The sequence below is a fragment of the Staphylococcus massiliensis CCUG 55927 genome (assembly GCF_000298075.1).
Classification (GTDB): domain Bacteria; phylum Bacillota; class Bacilli; order Staphylococcales; family Staphylococcaceae; genus Staphylococcus; species Staphylococcus massiliensis.
In genome coordinates, this window is record NZ_JH815595.1 from 69,298 (window position 1) to 89,518 (window position 20,221).

Sequence of the window (20,221 nt, forward strand, 5' to 3'; positions counted from 1 at the left end):
AGGTATTATTTAAATATGAGTTCTTATGAGCTAACTTTTAAAATAGACCATAACTCTATCAAGTTCTTAAATTCTTAAACGTATCTTACATCTATAATATCACGTGGTCGATCTATTCTGAAATAAGAAGTTTAAGAAAGCGATATAGGGTATTTGTTATAGTATTACGAATTTATAGGGTGGTGCTACGATGGAAATTAGAAAGCCTACTAATGACGAGATGGAACGACTCTACCAGGCAATGCCGGAAGCTTACTTTGAGTCCGTTACCGTTGATGTTTCAATCTCTAACGAACAAATTATTAATAATGCGCGAAAGGGTCATGACGATACGACCGTATACTTAACCCTTTTTGATGGTTCTGAGATTCTAGGATGGGTCATGATTGGTGATCAACAAGAGAACTATACCAATTCTAAATTTGGCTATATCTATGAGATTTTCATTTTCAAGGGGTATCGTGGGAAAGGCTATGCGCGTAAACTGATGGAGCGTGCGATTCACGACTTGAAGGCTCGCGGTCACCAGGAAATTCGTTTGAATGTCTATGCGGGGAACGAAGCACGAAAGTTGTATGAAGCGTTCGGTTTCAAGGATCGTCAAATCATCATGAGCTTAGATTGTTAAACCTCTGACTTGCCTTATCTTCCCCCACTTTGAAAAGCCATTTCGAACCTCTGATAACAATGATATTACCAAGGAAATGAATGTGTTAAAATAGCGATTGAGGTGAAACGAATGGAATGGTCGACAATATTTCATGAAATTACGACAAAGCATGACTTCAAGGCCATGCATGACTTTTTAGAAAAGGAATACACAACACAAACGGTTTACCCAGACCGAGATAATATTTATCAAGCATTTGATTTAACGCCGTTTCAAGATTTAAAAGTGGTGATATTAGGTCAAGATCCTTATCATGGACCGAATCAAGCACACGGACTAGCATTCTCGGTGCAACCAAATGCGAAATTTCCGCCATCATTACGCAACATGTACAAAGAGCTTGAAGATGACATTGGTTGTAAACGCACAACGCCACATCTCCAAGACTGGGCGCGAGAAGGCGTATTATTATTAAACACAGTGTTAACCGTGCGACAAGGCGAGGCGCACTCGCACCGTAATATTGGATGGGAAACCTTCACAGATGAGATTATTCGAGCGATTTCAGAGTATAAATCTCATGTCGTATTTATCCTTTGGGGGAAACCTGCGCAATCTAAAATTAAACTTATCGATACGAATAAACACCACATCATTAAATCAGTACACCCAAGCCCGTTATCTGCTTACCGAGGCTTCTTTGGTTCTAAACCCTACTCTAAGGCTAACGATTATTTAGCGTCTCAAGGTTTAGAAACGATTTCTTGGTGTGAAAAGTGAGGTCTTATTTATGATTCAAAAGGAACGCATTATTGAACAAATTGAACATGAACTTGTTCAAGCTGAAGCAACGGATTCGAATCAAGCATTTGAAAAACATATGTATACCATTCATACATTGACTGAGCTAGTAGTTGGACAAACGGCGTCTCAGCAGCCCGTTCAAAATTCTAATCCTAAACAATCGGTTACAACATCGAGTCAATCAACTACGTCGTCAAGTAAAGACAGTATTAGTGATCAAGAACTTAAGATGATGGGTGGAAAGGTGAAACAACCATCCTCAGACAGTACTTCAATGAACAACAATATGGTTACAGATGATAACATTGGTAATGGAGATTCGATATTTGATTTTTAATGAAGAAAGAAGGTCATTTATATGATGAAAGCATTTTTAATTCTAGGTGCACTTAACGCATTAATGGCTGTCGGAACGGGTGCCTTTGGGGCACACGGCTTAGAAGGTAAATTATCCGAGAAATATATGTCCGTTTGGGAAAAAGCAACAACGTATCAAATGTATCATGCGTTAGGTTTAATCTTACTCGGCATCATTAGCGGTACAACGCCACTTAATGTTAACTGGGCAGGCTGGTTAATGTTTGGCGGTATCGTGTTATTTAGCGGTTCGCTTTATATTTTAGCTTTAACACAAGTCAAAGTGTTAGGCGCTATTACACCTATTGGTGGTGTGCTATTTATTGTAAGTTGGTTAATGTTAGCAATTGCAGCATTTAAAATTTAGAAGTCTTTACAAAATTTAAATGTTATAACTGTTCCAATATTCTCAAATACGGGTATAATGTCTCATGAGGTGAATATCTATGAGGCATAAAGATAAAAAGGTAAATAGAGGAGACCTCCAACAAACTTTATCAGAGCGTTTTGTATGGGCAATCGCTTATGGTTCATGTATCGGTTGGGGGTCATTTATTTTACCTGGTGATTGGATTAAATCATCAGGCCCCATAGCAACGTCAATTGGGATCATTATTGGTGCTTTACTAATGATATTAATTGCAGTTAGTTATGGCGCACTCGTTGAAAGATTCCCAGTTTCTGGCGGGGCATTTGCTTTTAGTTTCTTAGGATTCGGACGTTACGTCAGTTTCTTTTCAGCTTGGTTTATCACATTTGGGTATGTCTGTGTGGTTGCCTTAAACGCCACCGCATTCAGCTTATTAATTAAATTTATTTTCCCAAGTGTACTTCAAACCGGAAAACTATATAGCATTGCTGGATGGGATGTATACATCACTGAAATCATACTTGCTACAGTGCTATTGCTCGTGTTTATGTTAATTGCAATTAAAGGTGCGAGCGTGTCCGGAACATTACAATATTACTTCTGTATCGCGATGGTTATCGTTGTCATTTTAATGTTCTTAGGTTCATTCTTTGCACCGAATTTCGACGTATCAAGTTTACAACCTTTAAGTAATCCTGATAAAGGTTGGTTCCAGTCAATCATTGCAATTGTTGCAATCGCACCATGGGCATTTGTTGGTTTCGACAACATTCCACAAACTGCTGAAGAATTCGACTTTAAACCAAACAAGACTTTCAAACTTATCGTTTATAGTTTACTTGCTGCCGCATTGACGTATGTATTAATGCTTTTATATACCGGCTGGCTTGAAAATAAGAGCGGTAACTTGAACGGTAATTTATGGTTAACAGGTACAGTTACTAAAGACGCATTTGGTATGGTTGGCCTAGGCATTTTAGCTTTAGCCATCATAATGGGTATCTTCACTGGACTCAATGGATTTTTAATGAGTTCAAGTCGTTTACTCTTTTCAATGGGACGTTCTGGCATTATGCCGACTGTATTTAGTAAACTACACCGTAAATACAAAACACCTTATGTTGCGATTATCTTCTTAGTACTTGTTTCAATGATCGCACCATGGTTAGGCCGTAATGCACTGACATGGATTGTTGATATGTCATCTACAGGTGTTTCAGTCGGTTACTTAATTACGTGTCTTGCTGCAGCTAAACTATTTAGTTACAACAAGGAAAGTAATACGTACGCACCAGTTTATAAGACATTTGCGATAATCGGTTCAATCATGTCATTCATATTTTTATGTTTATTACTCGTGCCGTTCTCACCGGCAGTACTATCAATGCCGTCATTTATCGCACTAGGTGCATGGACGCTACTTGGTCTTATCTTCTTCTTTATTCGTTTACCGAAACTTAAGAAGATGAATAAAGACGAGCTAAGCCGACTCATTTTAAATCGTAAAGAAGAAGACTTAAAGTCACTTGTAGGCGACGATACGTCTCGTAAATAATCTTTTGAAAAAGCGGATTTGAGCCTTGAAGGAGGCTTAAATCCGCTTGTTTTTTTGCTTAAGATTTTACTTAAATTAAACAGGTCGCTTGTCGTGGCTTTTCCGCTTAGGTTTAGAAATTAAAAATTTCGATAACTGGTCGGCAAAGAGTAGACCGACTGCGATCGCACCGGCCACTAAAGTAACCTCGAACATTAAGTTCATGGCTTTTCCATAGTTTAAGATAATTAAATTCTTTGTCGCATCAAAAGCAACCCCACCTGGTACGAGTGGGATGATGCCCGGTACCATGAATATGATAACGGGTTCTTTATGAAAACGTGCCATTAAGTGGCTAACGATGCCTAAAATCAAGCTTCCGAACATAGAAGCGTAAATGGCATTCATACTATAGTGATAATTAAGTACTTCGAAGACCATCCATCCGCAACTGCCAACTATCCCTGCTGACACAAATAAGCGTTTAGGGGCGTCAAAGATAACCGCAAAGAAAAATGACGATAAGAAACTGAATAATAAATGTAGTAACCAGAACATAATATTCCTACCATTCTTTAAGTTGTTCTATATATTATCTAAAACTTTTTGAAAGTTGTCTAGGTAAAAAGTAGGGAAATGTTGGAAGCGGTTGAGTAGTTTTTAAGTTAGTGAAGATGTCAATTTACAACAAAGTGTGAAATAATATAATTTTTAAAAATTTTAGTTTTGATTGTTATTAGTGTGTGATAAAATAAGTATGTCGATTTTTTTCTAGTAGTGGGATTTAAATCTGACATTAAAGTAGCTGTATGAAAGTTTTCCTGAATATGACATGTATAGCCGTCTCGCGAAGACGGCTATATTTTTTATGAATCAAGGCGTTCGAGTTGCTGTCTCACGTCAGATCGTTTATCGAAGTAATGCTCGAATATGAGTAATATCGTGCCTAAAATGATTGGAAAAATGATAAGCCATGCCTTTGATCGAAAGGAAATCAAAATAACGAAAATTGAAGTAATTGATAATTGAGCGACGAAACCATTAAGGTACACGTAACGCAGATCTCCAAGAGGGCTAAAATAGTAAGTACCGCTATCATTTATTTTTGCTTTCTTAGCTTTATAATCCCTGTACGAAGCTATAGCGATATATACGAAACTCACCGTAAGGAATATATACAGCGCGAGTTGAGACCAAAAGTCTGAAACATTATCAAAGAACGCACAGGCTAGTAATAATACTACAAATAAGATGACTTGGCGCCATTCCTTTCTTCGTCTTGATTGTGCAGTCATCTACATCATCTCCTTCTTAAACATAACCTTATTCCATATGTAACATACTTCAAAAATGATATGTCTCATTTCCTAAAAATTTATGGTATTTTATTATAAACTTAATATTAAATCAAACTTAAAGTGATATTTTCATCTCGTAATCAAATTAGAGGAGAAAATATATGTATAAAAAAAGAAAACGTGTATCTCAAACACTCGCCATTAGTTTATCAAGCTTGATAGCCGTAAGCAGTTTCGCAACTATGAATATGAACTACGCTCAAGCAGAAACAACAAGTTCCTTTAACCAACGTACTATTGAAACTTCAGATCAGACGCGTGATGCGTTAGGGCTCCAAGATGCCGATCATCAACATAACACGCAAGGCACTGAATTTAAAAACCAATATCCAATCGTATTTGTACACGGTTATAACGGTTTCGTCGGTGAAAATATCCCTTCAGGTTATCCAGATAATTATTGGGGCGGCAAACGCGTCAATGTTCAAGAAAACTTAACTCAAAAAGGTTATGATGTGCATCAAGCAAGCGTCGGGGCGTATAGTAGTAACCATGAACGTGCGGCTGAATTATATTACTACTTAAAAGGTGGCACGGTTGATTATGGTGCTGCCCATTCAAAAAAGCACGGTCACAAACGTTTTGGTAAAACATACGAAGGTGTCTTAAAGGATTGGAAACCAGGCCAAAAGGTACACTTTGTCGGACATAGTATGGGTGGCCAAACGATGCGACTTCTAGAAGCAACACTGCGCAATGGATCTCAAGAAGAAATTGAATATCACAAGAAGCACGGTGGCGAGATGAGTCCTTTATACGAAGGTGGTCATAATGATATGGTCGCATCTATGCAAACTTTAGTAGCACCGCATAACGGATCACCAGCTTCAGATGTAGCGAATAATTCTGACTTTATCACGCGCATTTTGTACGATCGTGCGAAGAATCAGAACACTACTCAAAACGGTGCTGACTTTGGTTTAGAACATTTTGGATTAGAGCAACGCGAAGGTGAAAGTTATATAGAGTACTCTAACCGAGTTAAAGACAGTGCTATTTGGACATCTAAAGACACTGCTTTATATGACTTAACACGTGAAGGTGCGGCAAAAATTAATCAACAAACGCCAATCAATCCTAACGTCTATTACCGTTCTTTTGCAGGAGAAGCCTCACACGAAGGTCCTTTAGGTAAACATCGTCCAGATATGAGTATGCTTGATTCTTACATTCTGTCTTCAAACATTATTGGTGAGACCGAAGATAAAGCTTGGCGCGAAAACGATGGCATCGTTTCAACTATTTCCGAGCATTACCCAGAAGGTCAGCCTCATGAACAAGCGCAATTCACAGATGCACCTAAACCGGGGGTATGGCAAGCTACACCTACCAAGCACGATTGGGATCATACAGATTTCGTAGGTCGTGATTACAAAGACAAGAACCGTACATCAGAAGAACTCGAAACATTCTATACCAACCTTGCTAAATATACCGTTAAAGTCGAACAAGATATGCAATCTAAGTAATTTAATCATTTCTCCCTTTGAAAATGAAGGTGAATGCCCTGGCCGGCATTCACCTTTTTTATAAACTAAGAATTGTATTGGAGCTATAGTTATAAAGATAGAGATAAATAATGTTGATAGGGGTCCTTGTTACAAAGAGTGTAGTAAACAATGTAACAAGGAAGCCATATTACAAAGATTGAGGTAAACAATGTAACAAGGGCGCCATGTTACATAGACTGAGTCAAACAATGTAACAAGGAAGCCATGTTACAAAGACTGAGTCAAACAATGTAACAAGGGGCATTTCCCGTTATGCGAAAGAAAATAAAAACAATCGCATAACGGAGCCGTTACGCGAAAGAAAAATAAAACAATCGCATAACGGAGCCGTTACGCGAAAGAAAATAAAAACAATCGCATAACGGAGCTGTTACGCGAAAGAAAATAAAAACAATCGCATAACGGAGCTGTTATGCGAAAGAAAATAAATATAATACCGCTCGAGCCCCTAAAATAGCACTTCCGCTACCATGCACGCTTACTTCCTGTTCTTAACCAATGCAACAATGATGACTACAACACCAGCGATTATCGCAAAGGCCATTGTACCCATTGATTCGAACAATGCTTTACCAATACTTAACCCGTCTACAAGCCAAAAGATTAAAAATTGCCCGAAACAATACAAACAAATGAGTAAAAGTGTCGTACGTAAGGACCAATCTTTTTTCATACCGACTACCATGAGCACTATAAATACAACTGTTAATACGCCGTAAAGCACGTTACTTAGCACTGTACCAACTCCTTTAGAATTAAAGGCGTGACTGAAAGCACATACGCTTTCAATCACACCTTTTCACAAAAAGAAATGTTTTCAATATAAGTCCTACTGACGTTACAAATTAAGAGCGTTTCCTTTGATTGCTTTTCAGAAGGAAGTAATAAATTGGTGCACCGATTGCTAAACCGATTAATGCGAGCACGGCACCTAATAAATCATTGACTAAAGTATTAACGATAATAAATAAGCCACCTAGAATCGCGAGTATCGGTAAGATTGGGTAAAACGGCACCGAGTAGGCACGTTTCTGACCTTTATTCTTCTTACGCATGATAAAGACACCAACGAACGCAGCGATATAGAAGAAATAAATAATAAATATTGTAATTTCTGATAAGAAATCTGCGTCGAAAATATTAGGGAATAACATGCATAATACAAGGATAATGATTGTTAAAATCGTCATTGTAATATGCGCACCAACCGGCGTTTCGAAGCGATCACTAATATATTTAACTTGGTTTGAAGCTGGCAACAAGCGATCATTTGCCATCGCAAATGGAATACGTGGGAAGGTCATCACTTTACCATTTAACGTACCGATGATAGACACGATTAAACCAATGTTGACGATCTTACCGCCAATGTCGCCGAACAACACTTTCGCCGCTTCAGCACTCACGTTATTACCGTGCTCGAGAATCGTAGAAGCAGGGAAGATATGGAATACTGCTATATTAATCAGTAAGTAACAAGCTGTCGTAATCATAAGTCCCGCGAACATGGCTACAGGTAAATCACGTTGCGGTTTCTTCATTTCACCAGACATTGTCGTTAAAAGAATCCAACCGTCATACGCGAATAAACAAGCTAACACCGCACGACCGAAGTTAATCGTACCGTCTTTATTTTCAATGATCTTCGTCGCATCTTCGCCAAAAATTTGCGAATCACCAAAGATTAAGCCGAACACAACAATCGCTAAAATTGGAATCAACTTCGCGAAAGTAGTGAGGTTCTGAACTTGATTCGCATACTTCGTCCCTATAATATTCACGATTAAGAGGAACAAGAAGATGGCACTTCCAATAGGCACAATAAAGAACGAACCTAAATTAAAGAAATTCGAAATCAAGATACCTAAGAACAAGATTAAAGACACAATAATTGCAGGGCCATAAAGCACGGTTAACGCATAGCCCGTCAAGAAGCCCCAGAAAGGCCCATAAATATCTTTAATATATGCATAAAGTCCGCCAGTACGCGTGATTTGAGAACCAAGTTCTGCAATCGTAAGACCTGATGCAAGGGTAATTAATCCCCCGATAACCCATGCAAGAATCGCTAAGTTACTTGTACCGGCATAACTCAGTACTGTAGCTGGTTTCACGAATACACCAGAACCTATAATCGTTCCCACAATGATCATAATTGCCGAGAACAAGCCAATCGAAGGCTTCAACGTTTTGTTGTTAGACTGAGATTCGATACTATGACCTCCTTAGTAATTATTCTTTTTTATATGTACAACAAGATTACTATAACATGCTTTTCACAAGCCGTGTTGTAATTATAAGTTATAAATTATTGCTACATTATAATTGCGTAATTATCTTATCACGTTAGTGCTTTTCATGAGGGAGAAGGGTTAAAGTTAGCAGTTTCCCCACCTTGAAAAGCCCTAAAAAAGAGGCTCGACATTAAAAATGTCAGCCTCCTTAAATCATAATTAGAATAACATTAATGGCATTCGGCTAAAGGACCTATGCCATAAAAAATAGATTAAGATTCAAAAGATTTAAGCACAATTATTCAGCTTCAGACTCCATCTTGAAGAATTCTTGGAAGTCTTCGTTCGCTAATTTATGACCAACGTAGAAACTACCGAAGTCTCCATAACGTGCAGTAGTTTCATCGAATCTCATTTCGTATACAATTTTCTTGAATTGTACGACATCGTCAGCAAATAATGTTACGCCCCATTCAAAGTCATCAAAGCCTACTGAACCTGTGATGAATTGCTTGATCTTACCAGCGTATTTACGACCAATCATACCGTGTGCATACATTAATTTCTGACGTTCTTCCATTGAAAGCATATACCAGTTGTAAGTTTCATTACGGCGTTTATCCATTGGATAGAAACAAATGTACTCAGCATTTGGTAATTCAGGATATAAACGTGCTTTAATGTGAGGATTTTCGTAAGGATCTTCGTCAGAGTCTTTTGCTAAATAGTTACTTAACTCGATCACTGATACATAAGAATAAGTTGGAATTAAGTAATCAGCGATGCGTAGTTTATTAATGTCGTTCTCAATAGCATTTAATTCTTTCATTTCAGGACGTAAGAACCATAATAATACGTCTGCTTTATGACCTGTAATATTATAAACGACATGGTCACCACGTTTTTCTTCACGTGCAGAATTTAATTTATCTAAAAATGTAGTGAATTCGTTTACCATTTCTTCACGTTCTTCATTTGGAACTAAACGTAATGTTGTATAGTCGATGGCATAGAATAAATGTAAACTATACCAACCTTCTAGAGTTTGTGCTGCTTCACTCATATTATCGCTCCTTTTTGAAAAGTAAATCTCGATACACCCTAAATATTATCATATTGAAAGGATTGAAACAGTACTAAAGATTTAACGATTTAGTGTCATGGCAAAAAAGGTCATTTTGATGTAAAATAATGTTGGAAATAATGTATATAAATATGAGGAGGCCATTATGTCTAGTTTATTAGATGTATTACAAGAAAAATTATCTGGCAAAAACGTTAGAATCGTATTACCTGAAGGTGAAGATAAGCGTGTATTAGAAGCGGCTGCTAAATTAAAAGCAACTGACTATGTAGAACCTATCTTATTAGGTGACATCGCTAAAATTAAATCTTTAGCCGAAGAAATCAACGTTGAAACTGAAGGAATTGAAATTATCCACCCTGAAACAAGCGGATCAAAAGCTGACTTAGTTGAAAAATTCGTTGAGCGTCGTAAAGGTAAAGCGACTCAAGAACAAGCTGAAGAACAATTAAACAACGTGAACTACTTCGGTACAATGCTTGTTTACGCAGGCGAAGCTGACGGTTTAGTAAGTGGTGCTGCGCACTCTACTGCTGATACTGTACGCCCTGCATTACAAATCATCAAAACAAAGCCTGGTGTTCAAAGAACGTCTGGTATCTTCTTCATGATTAAAGAAGATAAACAATATATCTTTGGTGACTGTGCAATCAACCCTGAATTAGATGCTCAAGGCTTAGCTGAGATCGCTGTTGAAAGTGCTAAATCAGCTCAAAGCTTCGGTATGTCACCACGCGTTGCTATGTTAAGTTTCTCAACTAAAGGTTCAGCGCAATCTGATGACACTGAAAAAGTTGCTGAAGCAGTTAAGATGGCTCAAGAAAAAATCGAATCTGAATCACTATCAGATGTTGTTGTAGATGGTGAATTCCAATTCGACGCAGCTATCGTTCCTGAAGTTGCACAGAAAAAAGCACCGGATGCTAAAATCCAAGGAGACGCAAATGTATTCGTATTCCCTAGCTTAGAAGCAGGTAACATTGGTTATAAAATTGCACAACGTTTAGGCGGTTATGATGCAGTTGGACCTGTATTACAAGGTTTAAATGCACCTGTAAACGATTTATCACGTGGCTGTTCTACAGAAGATGTTTATAACTTAGCAATCATCACAGCTGCTCAATCATTACAATAATGGATTTAATTGAACGTTATTTTAAAGATGTAAACTGGCGATACGTCGATCATACAACAGGTTTACGACCAATGGAGTCATTCGCATATGATGATACATTTTCAGAAAGTGTTGGAAAGGAACAATCTGAGAATGTCGTACGCACTTGGATTCATCAACATACTGTGATACTAGGTATTCACGATTCACGCCTACCTTATTTAACAGATGGTATTAAGTATCTGACTGACGAAGTGGGTTATAACGCTATTGTACGTAATTCAGGTGGACTAGGTGTTGTGCTAGATCAAGGTATCCTTAATATTTCACTCATCTTTAAAGGTAAGACTGAAATTAAAATTGATGACGCGTTTACACTAATGTACATTTTAATCGACGCAATGTTCGAAGATGAAAATGTGCATATCGACACTGTTGAAATCGAACACTCATATTGTCCGGGTAAATTTGACTTAAGTATTGATGGGCAAAAGTTTGCCGGTATCTCTCAACGCCGTGTTAAAGGTGGTATTGCTGTTCAAATTTATCTATGTGTTGAAGGTTCGGGTAGTGAACGTGCTGAAATGATGCGAAAGTTTTATGAGATAGCTTTAAAAGGCGAAACGACAAAGTTTAAATATCCTGAAATTGAACCTGATTGTATGGCATCTTTAGAAAGTTTATTAAATCAACAAATAACCGTTCAAGACGTCATGTTTAAGTTATTACATGCTATAAAAGCTTTAGGTGGTCACTTAACCACACGCGAATTATCAGAAACAGAATTCGAACGTTTCCAATATTATTTTGATCGTATGATTAAACGTAACCAAAAAATAAACGAACAAATCGAATATTAATTGTAGATAAGAGGCTGGGACATAAGTCGTTAAATAGAGCAATTAAGCTTTATTTCCTACAATTCTCAAAACAGCTGACTCCTAGGGGAATAGCATGAGACCGGAGACTACAGGCTCCGGCCATGCCCCAGGAAAGCATGCTGTTTAAGGGAATTGTAGTTTTATGTCCTAGCTTCTTTTAATTTTAAAGTTCACAAATTATGGTATTGAAATTTTTCTTAAAAAGCGTAAAATAGTTGAAGTGAAAATTTTACGAAAGGTGGGTTGAACGTGAAAAATAAATTTCAAGTTTGCGATGATTGTCAGGCCGTAAATTTAAAATCTGTTCTTAGAAAATTAAAGAAATTAGATCCAGATGCAGAAGTTGAGATTGGTTGCATGTCATATTGTGGACCAGGTCGTAGAAAGACTTTTACATTCGTAAACAACCGCCCACTTGCTGCTAAAGATGAGGACGAACTTATGGAGAAAGTACAAAAGCAGCTTCAAAAACCAAGGGATCCTGAAGAGGAAGAGCGTTTAAGAAAACGTAATGAAGAACGTAAACGTCGTAAAGAAGAGCAAGATAGAAAGCTTAAAGAAAAATTAGCGAAACGTAAGAAAACCAATGCGTAACTTAAAAAAAAGGGCTCTAGGACATTCGTAATGTCTAAGAGCCCTTTTTATATTTAAAATGTTTCTTCTCCGTTTTCGTCGTACTTAGTTACAACGCCGTCGTCTGATATTTTATAAGAACCAGCTAAGTTGCCATCTTTATCTGTGAAAGAAAAGCCCCAGCCACCTTCATCTAGTTTTTCTGGCTCTTTGTACGTATAAGTATCCGTATCTAATTGGCTACCTTCGTAGTCTTCTACAATATCAATGACGTTCTCACGCGTAACTGTTTCAGTTGATTCAGAACTACCATCTTCAGACTTAGAAGTATCTTCCTTAGAATCAGAGGAATCTTCCTCAGAATCTGAAGCATTATCGCTATCATCCATTGTTTCTTGAAGTTCTTCATCTAACTTTTTATCTTCGTATGCATCTATGGCTTTATCGTCAAATTTTAATTTAATGTCTTCGAGTTCATCGTCATCGGTTGGTGATTTGACTTCTACAGTATTTGACTTAAAGGTCTTGTCTTCAATTTTACCTTCAGCATAAACACTTACTTTTTCATCAGGTGTAAATGGACCAAATGTCTTGTCATATGTGTCATTTTCATCGTACGCCTTTTTATTGACGTATACTTTGATATCTTCTAATGAGTACCCACCATCAACACTGACAGTAAAGCGTTTTTGTTTGAAAGATTCCGTAGCTAAATCAGTTTCATCTGTCATGTCGATATCAATGGCGCCATCTAAAGTTTTGTCTCCAATTTTCTTCTTAGCTTTAATATGATAATTACCTAAAGCAAATTCGCCAAGTTCTTTTTCATCTTCTTCTACTAGAGTAACCTGTTTCTTTTTACCGTTAAACTTATATTCTAATTCACCGTCTGTTTCTGGTCTAATATAGATTGTTTTAGTCGGTATGTCGAACTCATAATTTGGGAATAATAAAAACTTTTTACCGTTTTTATCAATATTCATAATTGTTTCGTTGTCAGCTGATACTGAATTACTCGTAAAAGATTTATCCAATGATTGACTTTTATTTTTAATGTGGTCTGCGACAGTATCACGGTTACTAGCGTGATCAATGTATTCTAAGTATGCTGTAGCTTCAGTTTCAGATAAATCCTCGCTATTTTTAGTAACATGTTGTGATAACGATTTCGCATCATTGTTTCTAATATCTGAAGCAATTTGATCTGCTTGTTTTTCGGGCGAAAGCTGACTTTTAGCGATTAAATAAGCAATTAATAATAAGATAAGTAAGGCAGCGATAGCACCAATGATAATTTTAGTCTTTTTAGACATTGGCTTTTTAGGTGTTTGATTTCGAGACGGTTGGTTTGAAGTTTGTGTTGTATCATTTTGTTGCTTTGATTGAGATGCTTCATGAGACGCTGTAATTTTCGCACCACAGTTCGTACATACTTTGGTGCCTTCGCGTAATTTCGCACCGCATTGTCTACAAAATTTCATTAAAAGTCACCTCCCATAATTTGATTAAGGAAGTTTTCAGCAACTTGATTCATTACTGATTCACCAAGGAAGGCAAGACAAATTAACTCAATTACAATGAAAATAATAATGAGATAAAATGACGAAAAGCGTGTCATTCCATGAGATGTGTATTTCGTGATTAAATAAATAGCTGAAGTGTTAAATAAAATAAGCGATAATAAGACGCCGAATCCAGCTAGACTATAGATACCTAAGATGAAACAGAATACACTTATTACGAAAATAGCTAACGTTATTGTATTAACGAGCATGTAATCTGAGAGTACTTTTTGAAAAGAAATAGGGTGTTTAGATCCTAGCTTTGTTAAACCAAAAATGAGACCAACCAGTATTGCAAGTAAGATCGTAGCAACTAGTATGAGTCTGATAACGATGCTTCCTTTAGAGGTGCTAAAATAGCTAACTTCATTAGGAATCATGATTAAGAATAATAAAGCAATGACGATAACGCCTAAGCCAAATAACGCGCCCAATAATGGGAATGAGAATGGCTTTGCGTCACGAATTGTTTGGTCGTGTGATGTAAAAGCTTGTTTAAAGAAAGATTTACTTTCAGTAACGATATGACTGAAACGGTGACTGACTTGGTTGTTATCATTATTACTGTTGTTTGAGACGTTAGTGTCTTTTAATTTATGACCACATTCGCCGCAAAATGAATCTGATTCGTGGACTTCGCGTCCACACGATGGACATAACATAAGATAACTCCTCCAATAACTAATGAAATAAAAAGAAACTACACGGTGAAATATGTAAAATTATCGTATAATTATATAATAAAATGATGCAGTTTCTAATAATAACTATAATTTGATTATGGCTATCAATTAAATAATACATCAAGTTTTGTTATGTATAAATACTTTTTAAGTAAAATAATAATGTAAAGATTTTGTAAATTTATATTACTTTTAAAGAGGGTTTAAGGATTAATAGAAGAAATTCATAGTCTTGATTTTACGGAACGTATGTTCTATAATATCTTTGAGGTGACAGAATATGGAATTGAAATTAGATTGGTCTGCTGAATTCCAAGAATTTCAAGAAGTATTAAATTCAGGCATTGACCCTAACTGGTTATATGCAGTAAAGCGAAACTTAATTTTAGAACCATGTTACACAGGACAAGGGAAACAATATTTTAGAACAGAAGATATTTTAAAAGCGAGCGAGAGTGTGCCTTTCTTTTAAATCAATATAAACAGGACTGAGTACCCAAACTAATAGGTTTGGATATTCAGTCCTTTTTTTGAAGTAATCAGACGATTGTATACGTATACCATTATGAAAGGATTAAAACGGTGGCAACCCCTGCGCCAATAGCAAATGAGGTCGCAAGTGCTTCAAGTGATTTTGTGGCGAACATTAACATGTGGCCACCGAACAAATCTTGAATTGCGTTGGTAATGAGGACACCAGGTACAATCGGCATGACGGCAGCAATAATGATGACTGCTATGGAGCCTTCAGGAAAGAAATAATGACTGATGACCGCACACAATGCGATAACAACGGATCCACAAAACTCAGAAATGAATTGAGTGTCTAAAATTTTAGAGGATGATTCAGTAACGAAGAAACCGAGTGCTCCAGCTATAATAGTCGCTACTAAATCGACCATTGAACCACCTTGTAAGTAGAGAAAACTTAACGCAATTACACCTGAAGCAAGCGTCTTATATAACAAGTTATAGTCTCTCGTATTGTTATAAATATGCTCTAAAGCTTCTTTTGCTTCTTCTAAAGTGATTTTATGTTCAGCGATCTTACGTGAAATAGTATTTGTTTGAGATATTTTAAGTAAATTGGTATCACGTTGTTTAATACGATATACACGTGGATACGTTTTCTTATGTAAATGGAACGTGATTACAGTGTTCGTAACAAAACTATTACTTGATGCATAGCCAAGCGTAGATGCAATGCGAGACATCGTGTCTTCAACTCTAGTACCCTCAGCACCGGATTCAAGTAAAATACGCCCAGCAAGTAGAATGACGTCTTTAATCATTTCTTCATCATGTGATACATACTCACGGACATTATCTATTGTATGTTCATAATTATTCATAGCTTCACCTTAAATTAAATGTATATTGTTATACTATTGTACAATAGTTGAGAATTTTCTGATAGATTAATTTAGGTTAATACCAATTGTTAGAAACTCGTATCTTATTTCTCTATAATTATATATACGAAGCATAAATAGGGGGTTTTTTAATGCGCGAATTAAGAGAAGAACTATTTAAGCGTTTGGACGAAAAAGAAGATAAAATAAAAGAAATTAGACGTCATCTTCATGAGTACCCTGAATTATCTTTTGAAGAAGAAGAAACAAGTGCTTATATCAAGGACTTTTACAAAGATAAAGACGTTAAGATTTATGATGAATTAAATGGTCAACATGGCCTTGTAGTTGAAATTAAAGGGGACAAACCAGGTAAGACGATTGGTTTACGTGCTGATTTCGACGCTTTACCTATCAAAGAAGCATCAGACGTTCCGTTCAAGTCTAAAAATGATGGCGTGATGCATGCATGTGGTCATGACGCACATACAGCCTATTTAATGGTTGTGGCAGAAACGTTAATTGAAATGAAATCACAACTTCCAGGTACGGTAAAAATCATTCACCAACATGCTGAAGAGGTACCACCTGGTGGTGCACGAGATATCATCGCGTCAGGTGCTATCGATGATTTAGATGAAATATATGGTATTCATTACTTCCCTCAAATTGAAACAGGGAAATTATTTATCCATTCAGGACCAACATTTGCTGGTCGATCTAATTTCGATTTAACGATCAAAGGTAAAGGTGGTCATGCGGCCTTACCACAAGAGGCGAAGGATGCTTTAGTTGCAGGCGCTTATTTCGTTACGGAAGCACAAACAGTAGTTTCAAGACGTATTGATCCATTAGAAACTATGGTTGTAACAGTTAGTGCCTTCGATGCACCAGGCGGTTATAACGTGATTCAAGATGAGGTAACACTTCGTGGTACGGTGCGTTACATGAATGAAGATCTTAAAGAAACAGCTTACAACGAAATTAAACGCATTGTAGAAGGTATTGAAACGTCATTTGGCGTTACAGCTGATCTTGATTATAAATATGATTATCCGGTTCTTCATAATAGTGAACAAGAAACGAAAGAAATTATTGAAACGCTAAATGAATCTGCAGGCACATACTTTAAAGAAATTGTGGATTTAGGTGAAATTACTGGTTCTGAAGACTTTAGTTATTATCTCACTCAATTTAAAGGTAATTTCTTTGTCGTAGGTGCTATGCCTGAAAATAGTGATGAAATGTATTCGCTTCATCACCCTAAAATGAAACTAAATGAAGATGCATTTATTATAGCGGCTAAATCAGTGACAGATGTATTATTAAGTCGTCTTACTAAATAAAGGGCAAGTGTCTTGGGTTTGGGACATAATACTACAATTCTCTTAAACAGCATGCTTTCCTGGGGCATGGCCGGATCCTGTAGTCTCCGGTCTCATGCTATTCCCCTAGGAGTCAGCTGTTTTGAGAATTGAATAAAATAAAACTTAAATGCTCTATTTCACGACTTATGTCCCGGACCCGCACACCTTTATTCATACATATTCATACTGCTTTTAAACATTTAGTTTAAATATAAAATCAAATTGATTCATGTTGTGCCATATAAATGTTTGAGACTAAAAGACTATGATATAATGGGAAGCGTTATATCAGTTAAATTAATGATAGTGAGGAGAGAAATCCATGATTGAAGTTAGAGTAGCTACGAAAAATGATGTAGTAGGAATTAGAGATGTTGCAACAAAAGCGTGGTATAACACGTATCTTAATATTTATGCTGCAAAGACAGTAAATGAATTGCTCGCAGCTTCATATAATGAAACTCACTTAACGAAACGCTTAGATGATCAATTATTTTTAGTTGCAGAAGATGAAGAAGATATCATAGGCTTTGCTAATTTTATCCACGGTAAAGAACTTTATTTATCTGCGCACTACGTGAGACCTGCTAAACAACATAAGGGTACAGGTACTAAGTTACTCGAAGAAGGTCTTAAGCATTTTAAAGACCAATATGACACGGTTTATCTTGAAGTAGATATAATGAACGATGAAGCTGTTCAATATTATGAGCGTAAAGGCTTTGAACTTATACGTAAATATGAACATGTGATGTATGGCGAGAAGATGAACCTAGGTTTATTTAAAAAGGAACTATAGAATGTTGAATGAAAAAGGAGGCGCACCATTGTCTCAAAATACGTATGCCTTTAAGAAACTCTCAGAAGAAAAAGTATTTAAAGATCCCATTCATCGTTACGTTCACGTTAACGATCAATTAATATGGGATCTATTAAAAACGAAAGAATTTCAACGTTTACGTCGTATTAAGCAACTGGGGACGTTATATCTTTCGTTCCATACTGCTGAACATAGCCGTTTTGGTCATTCCTTAGGCGTATATGAAATTGTGAGACGAATGATAGATGAGTCGTTTGTAGGGCATGACACTTGGGACAATCGCGATCGCCCGTTAGCTTTATGCGCTGCGCTTTTACACGACTTAGGACATGGTCCTTTTTCGCACTGCTTTGAAAAGATATTTAATACGGATCACGAAATTTTCACGCAAGAAATCATTACTGGAGATACAGAAATCAACGCTGTGTTAAGTCGTGTGTCAGAATCTTTTCCTAAAGAAGTCGCAGAGGTGATAAATAAAACACACGAAAATAAACTTGTCATTTCGATGATCTCTTCTCAAATAGACGCTGACCGTATGGATTACCTTCAAAGAGATGCATACTTTACAGGTGTGTCGTACGGTACGTTTGATATGGAACGTATTTTACGTTTAATGCGTCCATCTAAAGACGAAGTTCTGATTAAAGAAAGCGGTATGCATGCGGTCGAAAACTTTATCATGAGCCGTTATCAAATGTATTGGCAAATTTACTTTCATCCCGTAAGTCGCGGTGGAGAGGTTCTACTTAATAATTGTTTAAAACGTGCCAAGGAACTTTACTTAGATGGTTATGAGTTCAAATTGTTTCCTAAAGATTTTATTCCATTCTTTGAAGAGTCTATTACAATCGAACAATACGTGAATTTAGATGAAACAGTTGTGATGTATTATATACAACAGTGGATTCATGAAGAAGACGACATCTTAAGTGACTTATCCAGACGATTCGTAAATCGTGATTTATTTAAATACCTACCGTTCGATGGTTCAATTATCACCATCTCAGAACTTAAGGAATTATTTGAAGCGGGTGGTATTGACTCAAATTACTATTTCGTAAGTGATGCGTTCTCAGATTTACCTTATGATTATGATCGACCAGGTTCTAACCGTCAACCGATTCATCTACTTAAACGTAATGGAAATATAAGAGAAATTAGTCATGAATCGTTAATTATATCCAGTATTACGGGTATCAATCGTGAGGATTACAAACTTTACTATCCAAAAGAGATGATATTAAATATAGAAGATCCAAATATTAAAGGCTCGATTATCAATTTATTAAATGAGTTGAATTAAGTTTTGAAGTCATTATTGGTATGCTAAAATTGTGATACACATGAATTCGTGGAGGTGTAGAGATGGCTGAACAAAAAGGTTTTAAATTTAATATTATTAAAAATGACCCATTAGATGGTCATAAAGGTACGAATATCGGTTCTATTAGTTTAGATAACGTAGCGCCTGTATTTATAGATATGCAATCTAAAGAAGCTTTTATCGACATTGGTGCGATGCACGCTAGAGCAGAAGTCGAGAAAGGTGTTAAATGGATTAAAGATAAAGAAACAGTTGAAGGCGATGAAGCTAAAGCGTATTGGCTTTGTTGGGTAACAACTGAACGTGGTGCTAATGGCCCTTACTACGCAGGTTTAACAGCTTGTTATTTACTTGTTAATAAGAAAATTAGACGTGGATACAAGAGTATGCCTGAACACGTTAATATGATGGATAAATCTATGAAGCATAAAATCGTGATAGACCATATTGGTGATGAAAATAAAGCGATTATTCGCGACTTCTTAATGAATCACAATAAAGAGATGTGGGAGAATTCTGAGCAAGAACTTAAAGATGCCTTAAATGTATAATATAGAGAAGAGTCTGAGACATTTTTGAATGAAGTCTTAGGCTCTTATTTCTTCTTGAAAGGGCTTTTCAAAGGGAGAAATGAACAAGGTCGTAAACCTATATTATGTAACTTGATGTATATGTTATAA

The 20,221-nt window shown here is 36.5% G+C and carries 22 protein-coding genes; 14 read left to right on the top strand and 8 right to left on the bottom strand.

Annotation, left to right across the window (positions count from 1 at the left end; all coding sequences use genetic code 11):
• The first annotated feature begins 190 nt into the window (after nucleotides 1-190).
• From A33S_RS0109995 to A33S_RS0110015, 5 genes are all read left to right on the top strand, one after another.
• A complete protein-coding gene (locus A33S_RS0109995; RefSeq protein ID WP_009383882.1) occupies nucleotides 191-628 on the top strand; it encodes a GNAT family N-acetyltransferase in 438 nt (145 codons plus the stop codon).
• Between the two features lie 111 nt (nucleotides 629-739).
• Nucleotides 740-1,390: a uracil-DNA glycosylase gene (locus tag A33S_RS0110000; RefSeq protein ID WP_009383883.1), complete on the top strand. Its 651-nt coding sequence runs from the start codon at nucleotides 740-742 to the stop codon at nucleotides 1,388-1,390.
• 10 nt (nucleotides 1,391-1,400) lie between these two features.
• Nucleotides 1,401-1,751, top strand: a complete 351-nt coding sequence (locus tag A33S_RS0110005) for a DUF5327 family protein (protein WP_017176814.1) — start codon at nucleotides 1,401-1,403, stop codon at nucleotides 1,749-1,751.
• A 24-nt stretch (nucleotides 1,752-1,775) separates the two neighbouring features.
• Entirely contained in the window at nucleotides 1,776-2,138 is a 363-nt protein-coding gene (locus tag A33S_RS0110010; RefSeq protein ID WP_009383885.1) for a DUF423 domain-containing protein, read from the top strand.
• Nucleotides 2,139-2,217: 79 nt separating this feature from the next.
• Complete coding sequence (locus A33S_RS0110015) at nucleotides 2,218-3,696, top strand: APC family permease (protein WP_009383886.1); 1,479 nt, start codon at nucleotides 2,218-2,220, stop codon at nucleotides 3,694-3,696.
• 75 nt (nucleotides 3,697-3,771) lie between these two features.
• Here the strand turns inward: A33S_RS0110015 and A33S_RS0110020 are convergent, their stop codons facing one another.
• Both A33S_RS0110020 and A33S_RS0110025 read right to left on the bottom strand, forming a co-directional pair.
• Nucleotides 3,772-4,233, bottom strand: a complete 462-nt coding sequence (locus A33S_RS0110020; RefSeq protein ID WP_009384685.1) for a threonine/serine exporter family protein — start codon at nucleotides 4,231-4,233, stop codon at nucleotides 3,772-3,774.
• A 308-nt stretch (nucleotides 4,234-4,541) separates the two neighbouring features.
• Nucleotides 4,542-4,970, bottom strand: a complete 429-nt coding sequence (locus tag A33S_RS0110025; protein ID WP_009384684.1) for a hypothetical protein — start codon at nucleotides 4,968-4,970, stop codon at nucleotides 4,542-4,544.
• Between the two features lie 164 nt (nucleotides 4,971-5,134).
• On the opposite strand from A33S_RS0110025, the gene A33S_RS11865 reads away from it, so the two are divergent.
• Nucleotides 5,135-6,502, top strand: coding sequence for an esterase/lipase family protein (locus A33S_RS11865; protein ID WP_009384683.1), 1,368 nt, complete (start codon nucleotides 5,135-5,137; stop codon nucleotides 6,500-6,502).
• Nucleotides 6,503-7,022: 520 nt separating this feature from the next.
• Here A33S_RS11865 and A33S_RS0110035 read toward each other — a convergent pair.
• The 3 genes from A33S_RS0110035 to hemQ all read right to left on the bottom strand — a co-directional run bounded on the left by A33S_RS0110035 (nucleotide 7,023) and on the right by hemQ (nucleotide 9,841).
• Entirely contained in the window at nucleotides 7,023-7,280 is a 258-nt protein-coding gene (locus A33S_RS0110035) for a hypothetical protein (protein WP_009384682.1), read from the bottom strand.
• A 109-nt stretch (nucleotides 7,281-7,389) separates the two neighbouring features.
• Entirely contained in the window at nucleotides 7,390-8,730 is a 1,341-nt protein-coding gene (locus A33S_RS0110040; protein ID WP_017176816.1) for an APC family permease, read from the bottom strand.
• 346 nt (nucleotides 8,731-9,076) lie between these two features.
• Nucleotides 9,077-9,841 (bottom strand): hydrogen peroxide-dependent heme synthase, encoded by a 765-nt coding sequence (hemQ, locus tag A33S_RS0110045; protein ID WP_009384679.1) that lies wholly within the window; start codon nucleotides 9,839-9,841, stop codon nucleotides 9,077-9,079.
• A 166-nt stretch (nucleotides 9,842-10,007) separates the two neighbouring features.
• Between hemQ and pta the strand changes: the two genes are divergently transcribed.
• From pta to A33S_RS0110060, 3 genes are all read left to right on the top strand, one after another.
• Entirely contained in the window at nucleotides 10,008-10,997 is a 990-nt protein-coding gene (gene pta, locus A33S_RS0110050) for a phosphate acetyltransferase (RefSeq protein ID WP_009384676.1), read from the top strand.
• A complete protein-coding gene (locus A33S_RS0110055; protein ID WP_009384674.1) occupies nucleotides 10,997-11,836 on the top strand; it encodes a lipoate--protein ligase family protein in 840 nt (279 codons plus the stop codon). Before pta ends, A33S_RS0110055 begins: the two co-directional genes overlap by 1 nt.
• A gap of 270 nt (nucleotides 11,837-12,106) precedes the next feature.
• On the top strand, nucleotides 12,107-12,451 hold the full coding sequence (locus A33S_RS0110060; RefSeq protein WP_009384672.1) for a YuzB family protein: 345 nt from the start codon (nucleotides 12,107-12,109) through the stop codon (nucleotides 12,449-12,451).
• Nucleotides 12,452-12,504: 53 nt separating this feature from the next.
• On the opposite strand, the gene A33S_RS0110065 is transcribed toward A33S_RS0110060, so the two are convergent.
• Together A33S_RS0110065 and A33S_RS0110070 are read right to left on the bottom strand one after the other, a co-directional pair.
• On the bottom strand, nucleotides 12,505-13,911 hold the full coding sequence (locus A33S_RS0110065) for a TcaA second domain-containing protein (protein ID WP_009384669.1): 1,407 nt from the start codon (nucleotides 13,909-13,911) through the stop codon (nucleotides 12,505-12,507).
• Nucleotides 13,911-14,654, bottom strand: a complete 744-nt coding sequence (locus A33S_RS0110070; RefSeq protein ID WP_009384663.1) for a zinc ribbon domain-containing protein — start codon at nucleotides 14,652-14,654, stop codon at nucleotides 13,911-13,913. The genes A33S_RS0110065 and A33S_RS0110070 overlap by 1 nt, the downstream gene beginning before the upstream one ends.
• A 301-nt stretch (nucleotides 14,655-14,955) precedes the next feature.
• On the opposite strand from A33S_RS0110070, the gene A33S_RS0110075 reads away from it, so the two are divergent.
• Nucleotides 14,956-15,147: a hypothetical protein gene (locus tag A33S_RS0110075; RefSeq protein WP_009384661.1), complete on the top strand. Its 192-nt coding sequence runs from the start codon at nucleotides 14,956-14,958 to the stop codon at nucleotides 15,145-15,147.
• Nucleotides 15,148-15,238: 91 nt separating this feature from the next.
• On the opposite strand, the gene A33S_RS0110080 is transcribed toward A33S_RS0110075, so the two are convergent.
• Complete coding sequence (locus tag A33S_RS0110080) at nucleotides 15,239-16,027, bottom strand: threonine/serine exporter family protein (protein WP_017176818.1); 789 nt, start codon at nucleotides 16,025-16,027, stop codon at nucleotides 15,239-15,241.
• Nucleotides 16,028-16,179: 152 nt separating this feature from the next.
• Between A33S_RS0110080 and A33S_RS0110085 the strand changes: the two genes are divergently transcribed.
• From A33S_RS0110085 to A33S_RS0110100, 4 genes are all read left to right on the top strand, one after another.
• Nucleotides 16,180-17,373 carry an amidohydrolase gene (locus A33S_RS0110085; protein ID WP_009384656.1) on the top strand — a complete coding sequence of 398 codons (1,194 nt, stop codon included), beginning with the start codon at nucleotides 16,180-16,182 and terminating at the stop codon, nucleotides 17,371-17,373.
• Nucleotides 17,374-17,716: 343 nt separating this feature from the next.
• Entirely contained in the window at nucleotides 17,717-18,193 is a 477-nt protein-coding gene (locus A33S_RS0110090; RefSeq protein WP_009384652.1) for a GNAT family N-acetyltransferase, read from the top strand.
• A gap of 1 nt (nucleotide 18,194) precedes the next feature.
• Nucleotides 18,195-19,520 (top strand): HD domain-containing protein, encoded by a 1,326-nt coding sequence (locus tag A33S_RS0110095; protein ID WP_193765461.1) that lies wholly within the window; start codon nucleotides 18,195-18,197, stop codon nucleotides 19,518-19,520.
• 62 nt (nucleotides 19,521-19,582) lie between these two features.
• On the top strand, nucleotides 19,583-20,092 hold the full coding sequence (locus A33S_RS0110100; protein WP_009384646.1) for a YwhD family protein: 510 nt from the start codon (nucleotides 19,583-19,585) through the stop codon (nucleotides 20,090-20,092).
• Nucleotides 20,093-20,221: the final 129 nt, after the last annotated feature.